Source organism: Novosphingobium sp., assembly GCF_025351285.1.
GTDB lineage: Bacteria > Pseudomonadota > Alphaproteobacteria > Sphingomonadales > Sphingomonadaceae > Novosphingobium.
This window is the reverse complement of the sequence record NZ_JANXWG010000021.1, coordinates 46,036-59,797: the sequence shown is the minus strand read 5'-3', so window position 1 is coordinate 59,797 and position 13,762 is coordinate 46,036. Positions and strand designations below refer to the sequence as shown.

15 protein-coding genes are annotated in these 13,762 nt (G+C 66.4%); 12 read left to right on the top strand and 3 right to left on the bottom strand.

Annotated features, from left to right (window positions below; translation table 11 throughout):
* On the top strand, positions 1 to 877 hold an 877-nt coding region (locus Q0R16_RS02990; protein WP_295631687.1), incomplete at its 5' end, for a dihydrodipicolinate reductase.
* Between the two features lie 137 nt (positions 878 to 1,014).
* Here Q0R16_RS02990 and Q0R16_RS02985 read toward each other — a convergent pair.
* The 3 genes from Q0R16_RS02985 to Q0R16_RS02975 all read right to left on the bottom strand — a co-directional run bounded on the left by Q0R16_RS02985 (position 1,015) and on the right by Q0R16_RS02975 (position 3,497).
* Positions 1,015 to 1,359 (bottom strand): hypothetical protein, encoded by a 345-nt coding sequence (locus tag Q0R16_RS02985; protein WP_295631684.1) that lies wholly within the window; start codon positions 1,357 to 1,359, stop codon positions 1,015 to 1,017.
* A 621-nt stretch (positions 1,360 to 1,980) separates the two neighbouring features.
* Positions 1,981 to 2,835, bottom strand: coding sequence for an SDR family NAD(P)-dependent oxidoreductase (locus Q0R16_RS02980; RefSeq protein WP_295631681.1), 855 nt, complete (start codon positions 2,833 to 2,835; stop codon positions 1,981 to 1,983).
* On the bottom strand, positions 2,832 to 3,497 hold the full coding sequence (locus Q0R16_RS02975) for a TetR/AcrR family transcriptional regulator (RefSeq protein WP_295631678.1): 666 nt from the start codon (positions 3,495 to 3,497) through the stop codon (positions 2,832 to 2,834). Before Q0R16_RS02975 ends, Q0R16_RS02980 begins: the two co-directional genes overlap by 4 nt.
* Before the next feature lie 171 nt (positions 3,498 to 3,668).
* On the opposite strand from Q0R16_RS02975, the gene Q0R16_RS02970 reads away from it, so the two are divergent.
* From Q0R16_RS02970 to Q0R16_RS02920, 11 genes are all read left to right on the top strand, one after another.
* Positions 3,669 to 4,424 (top strand): SDR family NAD(P)-dependent oxidoreductase, encoded by a 756-nt coding sequence (locus tag Q0R16_RS02970; RefSeq protein WP_295631673.1) that lies wholly within the window; start codon positions 3,669 to 3,671, stop codon positions 4,422 to 4,424.
* A gap of 5 nt (positions 4,425 to 4,429) precedes the next feature.
* A complete protein-coding gene (locus tag Q0R16_RS02965; RefSeq protein ID WP_295631691.1) occupies positions 4,430 to 5,740 on the top strand; it encodes an MFS transporter in 1,311 nt (436 codons plus the stop codon).
* Between the two features lie 27 nt (positions 5,741 to 5,767).
* The gene (locus Q0R16_RS02960; protein ID WP_295631670.1) at positions 5,768 to 6,070 is read left to right on the top strand and encodes a DUF1330 domain-containing protein; all 303 of its coding nucleotides are present in this window, start codon (positions 5,768 to 5,770) and stop codon (positions 6,068 to 6,070) included.
* Between the two features lie 5 nt (positions 6,071 to 6,075).
* Positions 6,076 to 6,816, top strand: a complete 741-nt coding sequence (locus Q0R16_RS02955; protein ID WP_295631667.1) for an alpha/beta hydrolase — start codon at positions 6,076 to 6,078, stop codon at positions 6,814 to 6,816.
* Positions 6,813 to 7,643 carry a phosphatase PAP2 family protein gene (locus Q0R16_RS02950; protein WP_295631664.1) on the top strand — a complete coding sequence of 277 codons (831 nt, stop codon included), beginning with the start codon at positions 6,813 to 6,815 and terminating at the stop codon, positions 7,641 to 7,643. The genes Q0R16_RS02955 and Q0R16_RS02950 overlap by 4 nt, the downstream gene beginning before the upstream one ends.
* A 13-nt stretch (positions 7,644 to 7,656) precedes the next feature.
* Entirely contained in the window at positions 7,657 to 8,322 is a 666-nt protein-coding gene (locus tag Q0R16_RS02945; RefSeq protein WP_295631661.1) for a carboxymuconolactone decarboxylase family protein, read from the top strand.
* A gap of 84 nt (positions 8,323 to 8,406) precedes the next feature.
* Positions 8,407 to 9,801, top strand: coding sequence for a hypothetical protein (locus Q0R16_RS02940; protein ID WP_295631658.1), 1,395 nt, complete (start codon positions 8,407 to 8,409; stop codon positions 9,799 to 9,801).
* Between the two features lie 88 nt (positions 9,802 to 9,889).
* On the top strand, positions 9,890 to 10,120 hold the full coding sequence (locus Q0R16_RS02935) for a biotin/lipoyl-containing protein (RefSeq protein WP_295631655.1): 231 nt from the start codon (positions 9,890 to 9,892) through the stop codon (positions 10,118 to 10,120).
* 16 nt (positions 10,121 to 10,136) lie between these two features.
* Positions 10,137 to 11,708: an AMP-binding protein gene (locus tag Q0R16_RS02930; RefSeq protein WP_295631652.1), complete on the top strand. Its 1,572-nt coding sequence runs from the start codon at positions 10,137 to 10,139 to the stop codon at positions 11,706 to 11,708.
* A complete protein-coding gene (locus Q0R16_RS02925; RefSeq protein ID WP_295631649.1) occupies positions 11,705 to 12,664 on the top strand; it encodes an alpha/beta hydrolase in 960 nt (319 codons plus the stop codon). Before Q0R16_RS02930 ends, Q0R16_RS02925 begins: the two co-directional genes overlap by 4 nt.
* Positions 12,661 to 13,761, top strand: coding sequence for a phosphotransferase family protein (locus Q0R16_RS02920; RefSeq protein WP_295631646.1), 1,101 nt, complete (start codon positions 12,661 to 12,663; stop codon positions 13,759 to 13,761). The genes Q0R16_RS02925 and Q0R16_RS02920 overlap by 4 nt, the downstream gene beginning before the upstream one ends.
* Position 13,762: the final 1 nt, after the last annotated feature.

Below are 13,762 nucleotides of genomic sequence, written 5' to 3'. Positions count from 1 at the left end.
CGAGACCGGAATCCTCGCCACCAATTCGGTCGACGCAATGGTGAACACGCCGGCCGATTGCGTGCTCTACATGCGGCAGGGCACCGATATCGACGAGCTGTGCCTGCTTCTCGCCTCGGGCAAGAACGTGGTCACCACGCGTGGTGATTTCCACCATCCGGGCAGCATGGATGCGGGCGTCCGAGCGAAAATCGAAGCGGCCTGCGCAACGGGCGGCACTTCGATCCATAGCACCGGCTCCAGCCCCGGCTTCGTCACCGAGGCGCTGGCGATCACATTGTTGTCGCTGTCGCGCCGGCTCGATTGCCTGACGATCGACGAATTCGCCGACATGGCCAGCCGCAATTCGCCCGACCTGATCTTCAAGGTGATGGGCTACGGCGTGCCGCCGGGCGCGTTCGATCCGATGAAGGTGGAATACGTGAAGCACGATTTCGCCGCGAGCCTGGCGCACGTGGCCGAAGCGGCAGAGATCGAAATCGACAAATGGCAGGCGTTCGGCGAGAACGCCGCCGCGCTGGAGGATACGACGATCGCTGCCGGGCTGATCCTCAAGGGCACCGTGGCGGCGCAGCGGATAACGATCGAGGGCCTGCGCAATGGCCAGCCGGTGCTGCGCTTCCGCGCGAACTGGTTTTGTGGGCGAAATATCAACCAGCCGTCGTGGGAACTGCGCGAGAGTGGCTGGCGCATCAAGGTGGAGGGTGACACCCCGCTCGACGTGTCGATCACCTTCCCGGTCGCGCCCGAGGACTATGCAGCGTTCACGCCGGGGCTGACCGGGCATCGCGCGGTCAATGCGGTGCCGGCGGTGTGCGGCGCTGCGCCGGGTATTCGGACGACGGGGGATTTGCCGCAGGTGGTGGCGCGGTTGTAAGTTAGAAGTGCCCACTCCCCCCTGACCCCCTCCTGCAAGCGGGCGGGGCGCGAGACTTGCCGAGCCGCAGGCGAGCTAGTCGCAGCGGGGTGGGCATTGCGGCGGGTGGCGGCTTACGCCCAAGACTTGCCGTTAAGCTAAGGGTCTGGCCAATACCCGCTAGGTTGCATCGTCACTGGCTTTGCGCCTTCGAGTACTTCGGCCTTTGGCATTTTCTTCCGCAGCCCCGCCAGTGCTTCATCAGCAGTGCCGTAGATTCCGGACACGCTGACTGGACTCCAATATGCTTCAAACTCTTCCGTTTCTTCGGTTAGGCGTTCCAAGGTGAATTGAAATAGCCCGTCTTCGCGGCGGCAAATTCTGCCCCGCCTTTGATGTAGCTCATCATCGTACACCGCAATCGACACAAGGCTCATAGCTTCGCAGCATATCAACTCTCGTGGCAGATAACCAACAAAATGAGGCGGACGGCTCTCGGCCAATAGTCGCCATTCCAGATTGGCTGTATGACGGTGGCAATGAGCCCAACGGAAGCATTCTCGTCATTCGCTGCCACCTTGATGGGGCAGCCAATCAGCCACGTTTGGCGTGGCTATGGTTCCGCCCTCTTCATCGAGATCGGCAAGCTATCTCCACGACCCAGACGAGATGGCTCGATGGGCAACCCGGAAGGCGAAGTGTCTCTCGGAGTCGAGTGGAGTTGGCGAGTGGAAAACTCGGCTTCCATCCTTTGCGGAAGCTGGAGCGAGGAAGATCGCTGGGAACCAGCCTTCTCGTTGCTTCGTGATGCGCGGATCGCTCGGTGCGAGCTATTCAGCATTTTGCCCGAGGTTGCACTTACAACCGAGACAGGCGTGCGCTTCCTTTCGTTCTCCACGACAGACGGGCAACCTCAATGGCATATGGTAGATAGACGGGGTGATGCTCCCCGCTGGTTCACTGTGCGGGAGGGCCTTCTTCACCTTGGCGACGGGACAGAACCTTCGATCTGAACGACTGGTTCCCACCAAATCTCGTCATTCCCGCGAAGGCGGGAATCCAGTCGCAACCGTCGAACTGGATTCCCGCCTCCGCGGGAATGACGATGGAGGGATGACCACAAATCAAACTCCCGCAACCAACTCCTCACTCACCGCCCACAACCTCGCCGCAGCCGCATCGTCCAGCGACGCGCTAGCGGGCGTGACCTCGGCACACTGGTGCCAATACCGCCCCGTCACACGCCCCGGCTCGTCTGCGCTCGCCAGCCACACCAGCGTCTCCGCCGCTTGCTCGGGCGTCAGCGAGCGGTCCTTGATCGATTCCATGTAGGCTTGCATCGCGGGTTCGCAGTGGCTGGCGAAGTTGCTGTCGACCACGCCGGGGTGCATCGCGTGGCTGACCACATGGCGCGGCGCGGCGCGGCGGGCGAGTTCGCGGGCGAACAGGATGTTGGCGAGCTTGGCGTGGCAATAGGCGGCGCCGCCGACGAAATCAGTCTCGTAAGTGAGATCGTCCCAGCGGATGCCGGGGCAGTGTTCGTGGCCGGTCGAGGACACCACGATCACGCGCGCGGGGTGATCGGCGCTGGCGGCGGCGGTCAATTGCGGCATCAGCTTTTGCGTCAGCAGGAACGGCGCGAGGTGGTTGGCGGCAAAGGTTTCCTCGTGGCCTTCGGGGGTGATCCGGCGCGTGGGGCTGACCCCGCCGGCGTTGTTGAGCAGCGCATCGATGCGCGGAGTGAGCGCGGCGATTTCGGCTGCCAGCCGCGCAACTTCGGCCAACACCGACATGTCGGCGCGCAGCATGGTGAAGCGATCCGGCGCGATCGCCGACAGTTCGGCCTCGGCAGCCGCGCAGCGCGCGGGATCGCGCCCGGTGCCGATCACGCGCCAGCCTTGCCGCAGCAATTGGGCAGCGGCGGCTTTGCCGATCCCGGCGCTGGCCCCTGTCAGGACGGCGGCTTTAGGGTGGCTCATGGTGTGTCCTTTCTGGGTCGCGCACCGTTCAGGAACAGCCGCACGGCGAAGGTGATGCGCGCCGAAATCTCGGCCTCGTCCAGCGCGTTGCCCGAAACGATGATCCGCACCGGGCCGCTCACCACCATCGACAGGAACACCCGCGCGGCGATAGCCGGATCGTCGAGCGCCAATGCGCCGCGTGCGGTGGCGCGCTGGAATACCGCTTCGAGGTGATCAGTCACCGGCCGCGTGGCGCGTTCGAACGACCAGGTGAAAATTTCGGGGAAGCGGTAGCTTTCGGCGTTGATGATCCGCTGGAGCCGCAACCCCTCGGGCGTCATTGCGTGCGCGACGCGGGCGCGGGCGATGGCGATCAGCGTGGCCTCCAGATCGCCTTCATCGAGGCTTTCGAGCGTGGCGCGCGCGGTCACCGAACGGTCGATCGCGCGGCTGACGGCGGCCCGGAACAGTGCGGATTTCTCGGGATAGCGCGCGTAAAGCGTGCGCTTGGTCATGCCGGTGGCGGCGGCGATGCCCTCCACCGTGGTCTGTTCGTAGCCGTGTTCGAGGAACAGCGTGAGCGCGGTGTCGAGCAGTTCCATATGCCGCGCGTCGGCCTGCGCGGCGGTGGGCCGGCCCGCGCGGGGGCGTGAGGTGGCGGGTGAAGCGAGTGCGGTCATCGAGCCTCTCTAATAAAGAAACGCACGCGATGCCATAACCGCGGATCGACCGGCGGGGGAAAGCGTCGCCCCGGCGATAGGTCGTCCTGGCGGCGCACCCGCGTTTGACCTCAACCGCGCGCCGGGTAAGCCTTCCGCCCGACGGCGAACACGCCGGGGAGAGCACATTCGATGGCCGGCATTCTCACCGGAAAGGTCGCATTGGTGACAGGCGCATCGTCGGGCATCGGCGCTGCGGCGGCGAAGGCACTGGCAGCGGCGGGCGCAGCGGTGGCGCTCTCGGCACGGCGTGCCGACCGGCTGGCCACGCTGGTGGCAGAGATCGAGGCGGCTGGCGGAATCGCCATGGCGCTGCCAGGTGACGTCGCGGTCGAGGCCGATGCCATGGCCGCCGTTGCCGATACCGTGGCCAGGGCCGGGCGGCTCGACATCCTGGTCAACTCGGCCGGGGTGAACGAGGCGGGCGGGGTCGAATCGCTGACGCTCGACCAGTGGCGGCGGGTGATGGACATCAACCTCTACGGCACGCTTTATACCTGCAAGGCGGCGGTGCCGGTGATGAAGCGCCAGAAATCGGGCGATATCATCAACATCTCGTCCACCTCCGGCCGGCGTGCGGCGGGGCTGTTCGGGCCGTACTCGACCAGCAAGCACGCGCTCACGGGCATGACCGAAGGGCTGCGGCAGGAAGTGGGCCAGGCGGGCATCCGCGTCTCGATCATCGAGCCGGGCGCCACCGAAACCGAAATCGCGGGCAGCATCACCGATGCGCAGTGGCGCGAAATGATCCAGGCACACGTTTCAAAGGAGGGTGCGATGCAGCCCGAAGACATTGCCGATGCGATCCTGTTCATCGTGGGCCTGCCGCGCCGCGCGAATGTCTCAACGATCCTGATCCGCCCCACCATCGATACGGCAGCGATGTGAGCGACATGGCCCCCAATTCTGGCCCCCAAACCACAGAGCCGCCGCTGCCCGGCCTTGGCTATCGCGCCTGGTTCCTCGGGCTGCTGGTGCTGCTCTCGGCCTCGGTGGTATCGGCGCGTTATGTGCTGTTCGTGCTGGTCGAACCGATCCGCCACGAATTCAACCTCACCGATCCGCAGATCAGCGCGGTCAAGGACTTGTCGTTCCTGCTGGCTTATGTGCTGGCGGCGGTGCCGGTGGCGCGGCTGTCCGACACGCGTTCACGCCGGCGGATCATCGCGGTGGCGGCTGTGGGGTGGAGCGCGGCGGTGATGCTGTGCGGGCAGGCGCTGGGGTTCGTGACGCTGTTTGCCGGGCGGTTCGGCATCGGGGTGAGTGAATCGGCATTTTCGTCCTCGTCGCAGGCGCTGATCGCGGACAAGTTCCCGGCGAAATGGCGCGGCACGGCGGTGTCGATCTTCCTGTTCGGCGCGACCATGGGCAACATGATCGGCCCGGCGTTCGGCGGCTGGGCGGCCAAGGCGCACGGCTGGCGCTGGGCCTTCCTGATGGCGGGGATACCGGGGTTGATCCTGGCGCCTCTGGCATGGTTCACCTTGCGCGACGTGCACCGCGGCATGTCCGACGGGGCGCGCAAGTCTGATGCTCCGCCGCCCGGCCCATCGTGGGCGAGCGCGCGCGAGTTGATCGCCATCCCCAGCCTGACATTGATGGTGCTGTCGATCGGGTTTTCGGCACTGCTGACGATGGACATGGTGAGCTGGATGCCCGCTTTCATGGCACGCACCCACGGCATGGCGCTGGCCGATGTGGGCAAGGGCATGGGCGCGGCGCTGTTTTTCGGATCGTTCATGGGTCATTCGCTGGGTGGGCCGCTGTGCGACATGCTGATCCGCCGCGATCGGCGCTGGTACATGTGGATCCTGATCGTGGCGGGCGTGTCTGCGGCGCTGTTCGGCTATGCGATGCTGACCGGGCCGGCGGAGTGGGTGTTCCCGCTGATGATCGCGCAGTTCGCGATCGGCGGGCTGAGCGCGGCGCCGATGATGGCGGCGCTGGCCGCGCTGGCGCCGGCGCGATCACGCGCCACGGCGGTGACGCTGCTGATGCTGTCGATCAACGTGATCGGCTTCGGGCTGGGGCCGTTCTTCGTGGGCGCGCTGAGCCAGTGGCTGCACCCGATCTATGGCGAGGCTTCGCTGGGCGTGGCGATGCGCTGGACTTTGCTCGTGGCTTTGCCCAGCACGGTGTTCGCGTGGATCGCCAGCCGGCGGTTCATAGCGGACGAGGCGCGCGCGCTGGCCGCGCTGGCCTGACACGATCCGGACGAGAGGAACCAACCCATGCCCGCCTACATGATCTTCACCCGCGAAGGCCCGGTCCGCGACGAGGCCGAGATGGCGCTGTATTCGGCCAAGAACCAGGCGGCGGCGGGCAAGTATGTATCCGAATACGGGCTCAAGCCGCTGACCTTCTACGGCGCGCAGCAGGTGATCGAGGGTGATGGGCCCGATGGCATCGTGCTGCTCGAATTCCCCGACGCCGAGAAGGCGCGCGCCTGGTACGACAGCCCCGAATACCAGGATGCCTTGCAGCACCGGCTGAAAGGCGCGACCTATCGTTGCGCGATCGTCGAGCCGAACTGAGCCGCATGGCGACCTTCGTCCTGGTCCACGGCGGCGGCCACGGTGGCTGGTGCTACAAGCCGGTGACCGACCGGTTGCGTGCCGCCGGGCACCTCGTCCACGCGCCGTCGCTGACCGGGCTGGGTGAGCGGGCGCACTTGCTCGACGCCTCGATCGATCTCGATACGCACGTGACCGATATCGCCAGCCTGATCGAGGTCGAGGACCTGACCGACGTGATCCTCGTCGGCCACAGCTATGGCGGGATGGTGATCACCGGGGCGGCCGATCGGGTGGGCGGGCGTATCGGCAACGTGGTCTATCTCGATGCGGCGAACCCCACCGACGGCCAGTCATTGGTCGACGTGGCGGGGCCGATGATGCTGATGGCGCGAAGCATGGGCGAGGTGCGCAATGGGATCGAACTGGTGCTGATCCCCGAACGCACCCCGGCGCAGTTCTATGGCTTGACCGATCCCGAACAGATCGCGTGGATGCAAGCCAAGTTGAGCCCGCACCCGTGGGCCTGCTTCGAACAGCCGTTGGTGTTGCGCGATCCGGCGGCGCTGGCGCGGGTGCCGCAATCGCACATCGTTTGCACGTCAACGCTGGCGACGCGCGATGTGGAAGCGCTCAGACTTGCGAGCGAGGGGCGGTTCTGGGACATCGATACCGGGCACGATCTGATGCTGACCGAGCCCGACAAGGTGACCGAATGCTTGCTCGAAGTGGCGGCGTGGGTCGAGGATCGGAAGGGACAACGATGACGAAACGCTGGATTGCGCCCATGCTCGGGACGGCGGTGCTGATCGGGGCGGGGTGGACCGTGGCACTAGCCGAGCAGCCCCCCATGTCTTCGGCGATGGCGCCCAAGGCGGCACCGATGGCGGGGTTCAAGTTCGAGAAGGGCTATCTCGCCCCGTCGACTTTGCCCGACAGCGTGGCCTTGTTGCCGCCTCCGCCCGCCGCCGGATCGGCGGCCGAGGCGCGCGATGTCGAGGCATCGAAGGCGGCGCTTGCGCTTCACGGAGGTCCGCGCTGGACACTCGCCACGGTCGACGCCGACCTGTTCGCCCCGCGCGCGACCGCCACGATGGCCTGTTCCGCCGGCCACGCGATCGGCCCCACGCAAACCCCGTTGACCGAACACCTGCTGCGCCGCGCGCTGACCGATCTTGCCGCCAGCACCCGCGCCGCCAAAGCCAAGTACCAGCGCCAGCGGCCGTTCATGGTCAACGGTCAGCCGATGTGCACCCCCGATCTCGACGCGGTGCTGCGCCATGATGGTTCGTACCCGTCGGGCCACAGCGCGATTGGCTATGGCTGGGGTTTGATCCTGGCCGAGATCGTGCCCGCACGTGCCACCGCGCTCGCCGCGCGCGGCCGCGCCTTTGGGGACAGCCGCCGCGTGTGCAACGTCCACTGGCTTTCGGACGTCGAGGAAGGCCGCATCGCCGCCGACGCCACGCTCGCGCGGATGCACGCCGAACCCGCGTTCCAGGCCGATCTCGCCGCAGCCGCCAAAGAACTGGCCGCCGATCACTCCACCCCCACCGGCTGCGACGCCGAAGCCGCCGCGCTGGCGCTCCACTGAATCAGGACCCTGCATGACCCAGAATCCCCAACGCATCGGGCCGCTCCCGCGCGAGGAATGGACTGACGATTCGCGCGAAGTCTGCGCCTTCTGGGGCGAGCCGAACGCGTGGGAGGAAGGCTCCAAGACCAGCATCATCATGACGATGGCCAACCACCCCGATCTGGGGAAGGCCTACAACGTCTGGGGCAAGCACCTGCTGATGAGCAACACGCTGTCCACGCGGGTGCTCGAAATCATCGTGCTGCGGATCGCGGCGAAAGTGAAATCGGCCTACGAATGGCACAACCACGTCGGTTACGGCATGAACGCCGGGCTGACGCTCGAGGATATCGCCGCGATCCGCGACTGGACGCCTGAAGCGCCCGCCGATCCGCGCTGGACCGAGACCGAACAGACGGTGCTCCTGGCGATCGACGAGCTGATCGGGCAGGGCACGCTGTCCGATGCCACCTGGGCCACGCTTTCAAAGGCTTACGACAAGCGCCAGATGATGGACCTGGTGTTCACCATCGGCCATTACGTGATGACAAGCTGGGCGCTGTCGTCGTTCGGCGTGCCGATCGAGGGCGGGGCGGACGCGATCGGGTTCGATCTGCGCACCGCCTCGGGCCGCATCCCGGGCAAGACCTGGAAGCCGGGCGAGGACGAGGAATGGGTGGAAACGCGCGGGTATTGAAGCGCACGCGGCTTCGGTCCACCACAGCCGCCACGGCGGTCAGTCCTTACCCCTGACCGCTCGCGCCGGGGCGAAGGGCTTGCAGTGACATCACTTCTGGCATTCTCGGGCCGCATCGGCCGTTGGCCCTATCTGGGCGCGAGCCTTGCGCTCGTGCTGATCCAGCACATGCTCGCCTACCTCGTGCTGACTGCACGCACGGCGAGCCTGGCCACCGTCATCATTCCATGGGCCGCCGCATGGCGGGCAACATTCGAGACGCTTCTTTCGAAATTGCCCGAATCCGGTTTCGCGCTGGCCATGGCCGCGCTTGTCGGCCTGGTGCTACTGAGCGACTGGGCGCTTGCCGCGCTCGCCTTCCGCCGCGCGCGGGCCACGAACGAGAGCTTCCTGCTGGCTGCGCTGGCGGTGATCCCCTTTGTACAGTTGTTCGGGATTGTCTGGCTGACGGTGCGCGCGGATGCTCCGGCAACCACGCCCGAGCCGGCGAGCACGCCCGCGAGGGTCGATTGGCATAGCAGCGTGGTGGGGATGCTCGCGGGCGCCGGGATTGGCGTGGTTGCGGTGATGGTGTTCGCGGTCTTGCTCGGCACTTACGGTCTGGGCCTGTTCGTCGCAACGCCGGTGTTAATGGGAATGGCCGCATCGTATGTCGCCAATTGCCATGGCGACGTCGGGGTGCGCCGATCGATCAGGATCGCGCTCGACGCGGTAATGCTGGGCTCGCTGGGGTTGATCGGCTTTGCGCTGGAAGGGTTCGTCTGCCTGTTGATGGCGGCCCCGATCATCGTGGTGATGGCGATTGTCGGCGCGCTGGTCGGCCGGACGCTGGCGTCGGCACGACGCTACCGGCAATCGACCATGGTGAGCCTGGTTGCGCTGCCGTTCCTGTTCGCGATCGACGCTGTGGCCCCACCGCACGCTGAATTCGAAACAAGCGAATCGATCGAGATCGCCGCATCCGCGCCCGCCGTATGGGATTCGGTGGTGCACATGGGACCAATCCATTCGGCACCCTCCGCTCCGTTCGGTTGGGGTCTGGCTTATCCGATGCGGGGCACGATCCGCGGCTCCGGCGTGGGCGCGGTGCGCGAGGGTGTGTTTTCAACCGGCACCGCCTACGAACGCGTGACTGTGTGGGAGCCGAACCGGCGGCTGTCGTTCATCGTGTTGAGCGATCCGCCGATGATGACCGAACTCAGCCCGTTCGGGCCGATCGCAACCCGGCACGTGAGCGGATACTTTCGCACGATCGACGCGCGCTTTGCGATCGAGCCGCTCGCCAGCGGCACCACGCGGCTGACGCTGGCGACCCGGCATAGCCTCGACATCGGGCCGACCGACTACTGGCTGCCGTTCGCGCGCGCGGCGATCCATGCCAACAAGCTGCGAGTGCTGGCCCATTTCCGCGATCAGGCCGAGCATCGCGGGGGTGAGCTGGCCGAGGCACGCGGTTCAGGGGCATCGTCGCCGCGATAGGGTGCGCAGCGGTCCGCGCGGCCTTTGACTTGGCGGGTGCCGCTGGGGCAGGTCGGGGACGAACAGCTTCCAACACGAAGGACGTACCGTGGCCACCCAGATTCTGCTCCCGAAGATCGGCTTTTCGATGACCGAAGCGGCCGTCGCCGAATGGCTGGTCGAGGACGGCGCCCAAGTCAATGAAGGCGATCCGCTGTTCCTGCTGGAGGCCGACAAATCGACCAACGAGGTCGAGGCGCCGGCATCGGGCATGCTGCGGATCGCGTCGATCGTGGGTGAGACATACGAAGTCGGCACCGTGCTCGGCACCATCGAATAGTCACGGAGGGGGCTTGATGGATCGGCCCCTGCACCCCTGCCATCACGCTGCGTCGCGGCCCGATGCCACAGCGATGGTGGTGGCCGATACCGGCGAGACGCTGAGCTACGCCGAACTCGACGCCGCTTCCAACCGCTTTGCCCAGGCGATGCGCGCCGCCGGGCTGAGGCCGGGCGACCGGCTGGGTGTGATGCTGCGCAACGGCCTGCTGTTTGCGCAAGTCTATTGGGGCGCGCAGCGATCGGGGCTGATGCCGGTGCTGCTCCAGGCGCACTTGTCGGCGGACGAGGCGGCGTGGATCCTCGACGACTGCCGCGCCAAGGCGCTGCTCGTGGCGGGATCGCTCGGCCCAACGCCGCATGCGCTGGCCGCCGATCGCGGGGTGATTCCCGACGTGACGCATCTGTTTGCAGCCGACGACACGCCGCTGCCTGGGTCGATCAGCCTGACCGAAGCCATGGCCGCGCAGCCCGCCGAGCCGGTGGCCGACGAGATTTCCGGCTTCCATATGCTCTACTCGAGCGGGACCACCGGGCGGCCCAAGGGCGTGGCGATGCCGTTCGAGCCCGGCCCGATCGACCGGATCGGCACCAGCGAAGGCTCTACCCGGTTGTACGAGGCGTTCGATCCGCTGGTCAGCTTCAACGCCGGCCCGCTGTTCCACGGCGCGCCGCTCAACGCGATGCTGCTGACGCAGCGGCTGGGCGGCACATTTGTCACGCTCGCCAAGTTCGATGCCGAGGCGACCTTGGCGGCGATCGAGCGATACAAGGTCAACCACGCGCAGTTCGTGCCGACCATGTTCGTAAGGCTGCTGGCGCTGCCCAAGGAAACCCGCGCGAAATACGACCTGTCATCGCTGCGCTTCGTGCTCCACGCCGCCGCGCCGTGTCCGGTCGAGATCAAGCGTCGGATGATCGAATGGCTCGGCCCGATCGTCCACGAATACTACGCCAGCACCGAGGGCGTTGGTGCGACTTTCATCACCGCGCAGGAATGGCTCGAACGGCCGGGATCGGTGGGCAAGTCATCGCTCGGCCCGATCCATATCTGCGATGAGGCAGGCGCGGAACTGCCTGCGGGCGATGCCGGGCAGATCTGGTTCGAGGCACCGCCGGGGCGGTTCGTGCGCTATCTCAACGATCCGGCCAAGACCCGCGCGGCGACGCATCCCGAACACGTCAACTGGTTCACCGTGGGCGATATCGGGCGGCTGGACGAAGGCGGTTACCTCTACCTGACCGACCGCAAGGACTTCATGATCATTTCGGGTGGGGTCAACATCTACCCGCAAGCGGTCGAGGATTGCCTGATCGTCCACCCGGCGGTGCTCGACGTGGCGGTGATCGGCGTGCCGCATTCCGATTATGGCGAGCAGGTCCTGGCGATCGTCCAGCCCAAACACGCAGACGCCGACCGCAGTGGGCTGGAAGCCGACCTGCGTGCCTGGTGCGCAACCCGCATCTCGCCGGTCACCGCGCCGCGGCTGTACCGGTTCGTCGATGATTTGCCCCGGCTGGCTTCGGGCAAGCTGGCAAAGCACGCCTTGCGCGCCCAATTCGCTCTGCTTGAAGGAACTGACCGATGACCGATCCGTTCGTGCTGCCGGATGTGCGTGCGTTCCTCGACACGCTTGCCGCCAACCCGCGCCCGGTGATGACCGCCGAAGTGCTGGCAATGATCCGCAAGCTGCCGCCCGAAATGATGGCCGGAATGGACCTGCCGGTGGGCGATATGCCGACGGTGCGCGATCTGGCGATGCCCGATCCCGCCAATATCTCTGATGGCGGCAAAATCGCGCTGCGGCTGTTCGATCCGCGCGAGCATCGTGGACCCGGCCCGGTGGTGGTGTTCTACCACGGCGGCGGGTTCATCGTCGGCGGGATCGCCACGCATGCGGGCATGGCGGCGTCGATCGCGCGCGGGCTCGATCTGCCGGTGGTCTCGGTCGAATATCGGCTGGCGCCCGAGCACAAGTGGCCCGCCGCGCCCGACGATGCCGAAGCCGCCGCGCGCTGGGTGGCGGCGAACCCCGAGGCGTTGGGCCGCGAGGCAACCGGCCTGATCGTGTGCGGCGACAGCGCGGGTGGCAACCTTGCGATCGTGACCGCGCTGGCGCTGCGCGACAAGCCCGCCGCGGTGCCGGTCATGTTTCAGTTCCCGATCTACCCCGGCACCGGCCGCGCGAAAGGCACCGCCTCGCGGTTGGCTTTTGCCGATGGCTACGGGCTGGAGAGCGCGAACATGGCGCTCTATGAAACGCACTACGCCGCCGATCCGACGCATTGGCGCTACGCCCCGCTGCACGCCGATATGGCCGGTTTGCCGCCCGCGCTGGTGGTTACCGCAGCGCTCGATCCGCTGCGCGATGAAGGCCGCGCTTACGCCGCCAAGCTGATCGAGGCGGGCATCCCTACCGCGTTCCACGAGGCGAAGGGCACCATCCACGGCTTTGCCAGCTACCGCGCGCAGATACCCTCCGCCGTGGCCGAGTTCGAAAGGGTGCTGGTGTTGGCGAAGGCGCTCATCGACGCATTGCCATGAGCGAAATTGTCCACGATCTCGCCGTGCTGGCCCCGGTCGGGCGGCTGACCACGTGGCTGGACGCGCATGTGCCGCAGCTCGGCGATGGGCCGCTAAGGACCGCGCTGCTGAGCGGCGGCACCTCGAACGTGGTGCTGACGCTTCAAAGATCAGGGGGCGATCGCGGCGGGCCGAGCATGGTTCTCCGCCGCCCGCCCGCCGTCCCGCCGCCCGGCGCGGAAAACGGAGTGCTGCGCGAGGCGCGGGTGCTGACCGCGTTGCGCGGTTCGGACGTTCCGCATCCCACTTGCCACGCTTCATGCGACGATCCGACAGTGATCGGCGCACCATTCTACGTGATGGATAAGGTCCAGGGCTGGGCGCCCAACTTACGCGACGAGACGATCCACAACGAGCCACCGTTCGACGCGATGCCCTACACATACGGCATCCCTTTCGCGATCGTGGACGGCTTGGTGGCACTGGCCAACGTCGATTACCGCGCGGTGGGGCTGGGTGATTACGGCAAGCCCGAGGGATTCCTCGAACGCCAGGTCGATCGCTGGGCGGGGCAATTGGCGAGCTACAAGCAGCGCTACGCCTACGCGGGGCGCGACATTGCCGGATATACCGAAGTCGAAGGCTGGCTGCGCCGCAACGTGCGCGAGACCCGCCACGCCGGGATCATCCACGGCGATGTCGGCACGCCCAACATGATGTTTCATTACGCTCCGCCCGCGCGGCTGGCGGCCATGATCGACTGGGAATTGTCCACCATCGGCGATCCGATGCTCGATCTCGGCTGGTTCTGCGGCGCCATGCGCGATGAACGGTGGGACGACGTGACCAGCGGCTCGGGCCTCAACAACCCCGATCACTTCCCCACCCGGCAGGAACTGGCGCGCTATTATTGCGCGGGCACGGGGCGCGATCCGGCCGAGTTCGATTATTACCTGGTGCTGGCGGGGTTCAAATCGGGCTGCCTGCTCGAATACAAGGTGGCGCAGGCTGCTGCGGGGATATTGCCGACAAAGACCGGCGAGTTCTTCGCGCGGATTGTCGATGCGGCGTTCGCGCGCAATGCCCGGTTTGTGGAGAGATTAGCCAAAGGACTGTGAA

Excerpts from the sequence above, each read along its gene's own strand:
- Q0R16_RS02980 (WP_295631681.1), bottom strand. The coding sequence starts at position 2,835 with ATGAGCCACCCTAAAGCCGCCGTCCTGACAGGGGCCAGCGCCGGGATC.
- Q0R16_RS02975 (WP_295631678.1), bottom strand. The coding sequence starts at position 3,497 with ATGACCGCACTCGCTTCACCCGCCACCTCACGCCCCCGCGCGGGCCGG.
- Q0R16_RS02970 (WP_295631673.1), top strand. The coding sequence starts at position 3,669 with ATGGCCGGCATTCTCACCGGAAAGGTCGCATTGGTGACAGGCGCATCG.
- Q0R16_RS02965 (WP_295631691.1), top strand. The coding sequence starts at position 4,430 with ATGGCCCCCAATTCTGGCCCCCAAACCACAGAGCCGCCGCTGCCCGGC.
- Q0R16_RS02960 (WP_295631670.1), top strand. The coding sequence starts at position 5,768 with ATGCCCGCCTACATGATCTTCACCCGCGAAGGCCCGGTCCGCGACGAG.
- Q0R16_RS02955 (WP_295631667.1), top strand. The coding sequence starts at position 6,076 with ATGGCGACCTTCGTCCTGGTCCACGGCGGCGGCCACGGTGGCTGGTGC.
- Q0R16_RS02950 (WP_295631664.1), top strand. The coding sequence starts at position 6,813 with ATGACGAAACGCTGGATTGCGCCCATGCTCGGGACGGCGGTGCTGATC.
- Q0R16_RS02945 (WP_295631661.1), top strand. The coding sequence starts at position 7,657 with ATGACCCAGAATCCCCAACGCATCGGGCCGCTCCCGCGCGAGGAATGG.
- Q0R16_RS02930 (WP_295631652.1), top strand. The coding sequence starts at position 10,137 with ATGGATCGGCCCCTGCACCCCTGCCATCACGCTGCGTCGCGGCCCGAT.
- Q0R16_RS02925 (WP_295631649.1), top strand. The coding sequence starts at position 11,705 with ATGACCGATCCGTTCGTGCTGCCGGATGTGCGTGCGTTCCTCGACACG.
- Q0R16_RS02920 (WP_295631646.1), top strand. The coding sequence starts at position 12,661 with ATGAGCGAAATTGTCCACGATCTCGCCGTGCTGGCCCCGGTCGGGCGG.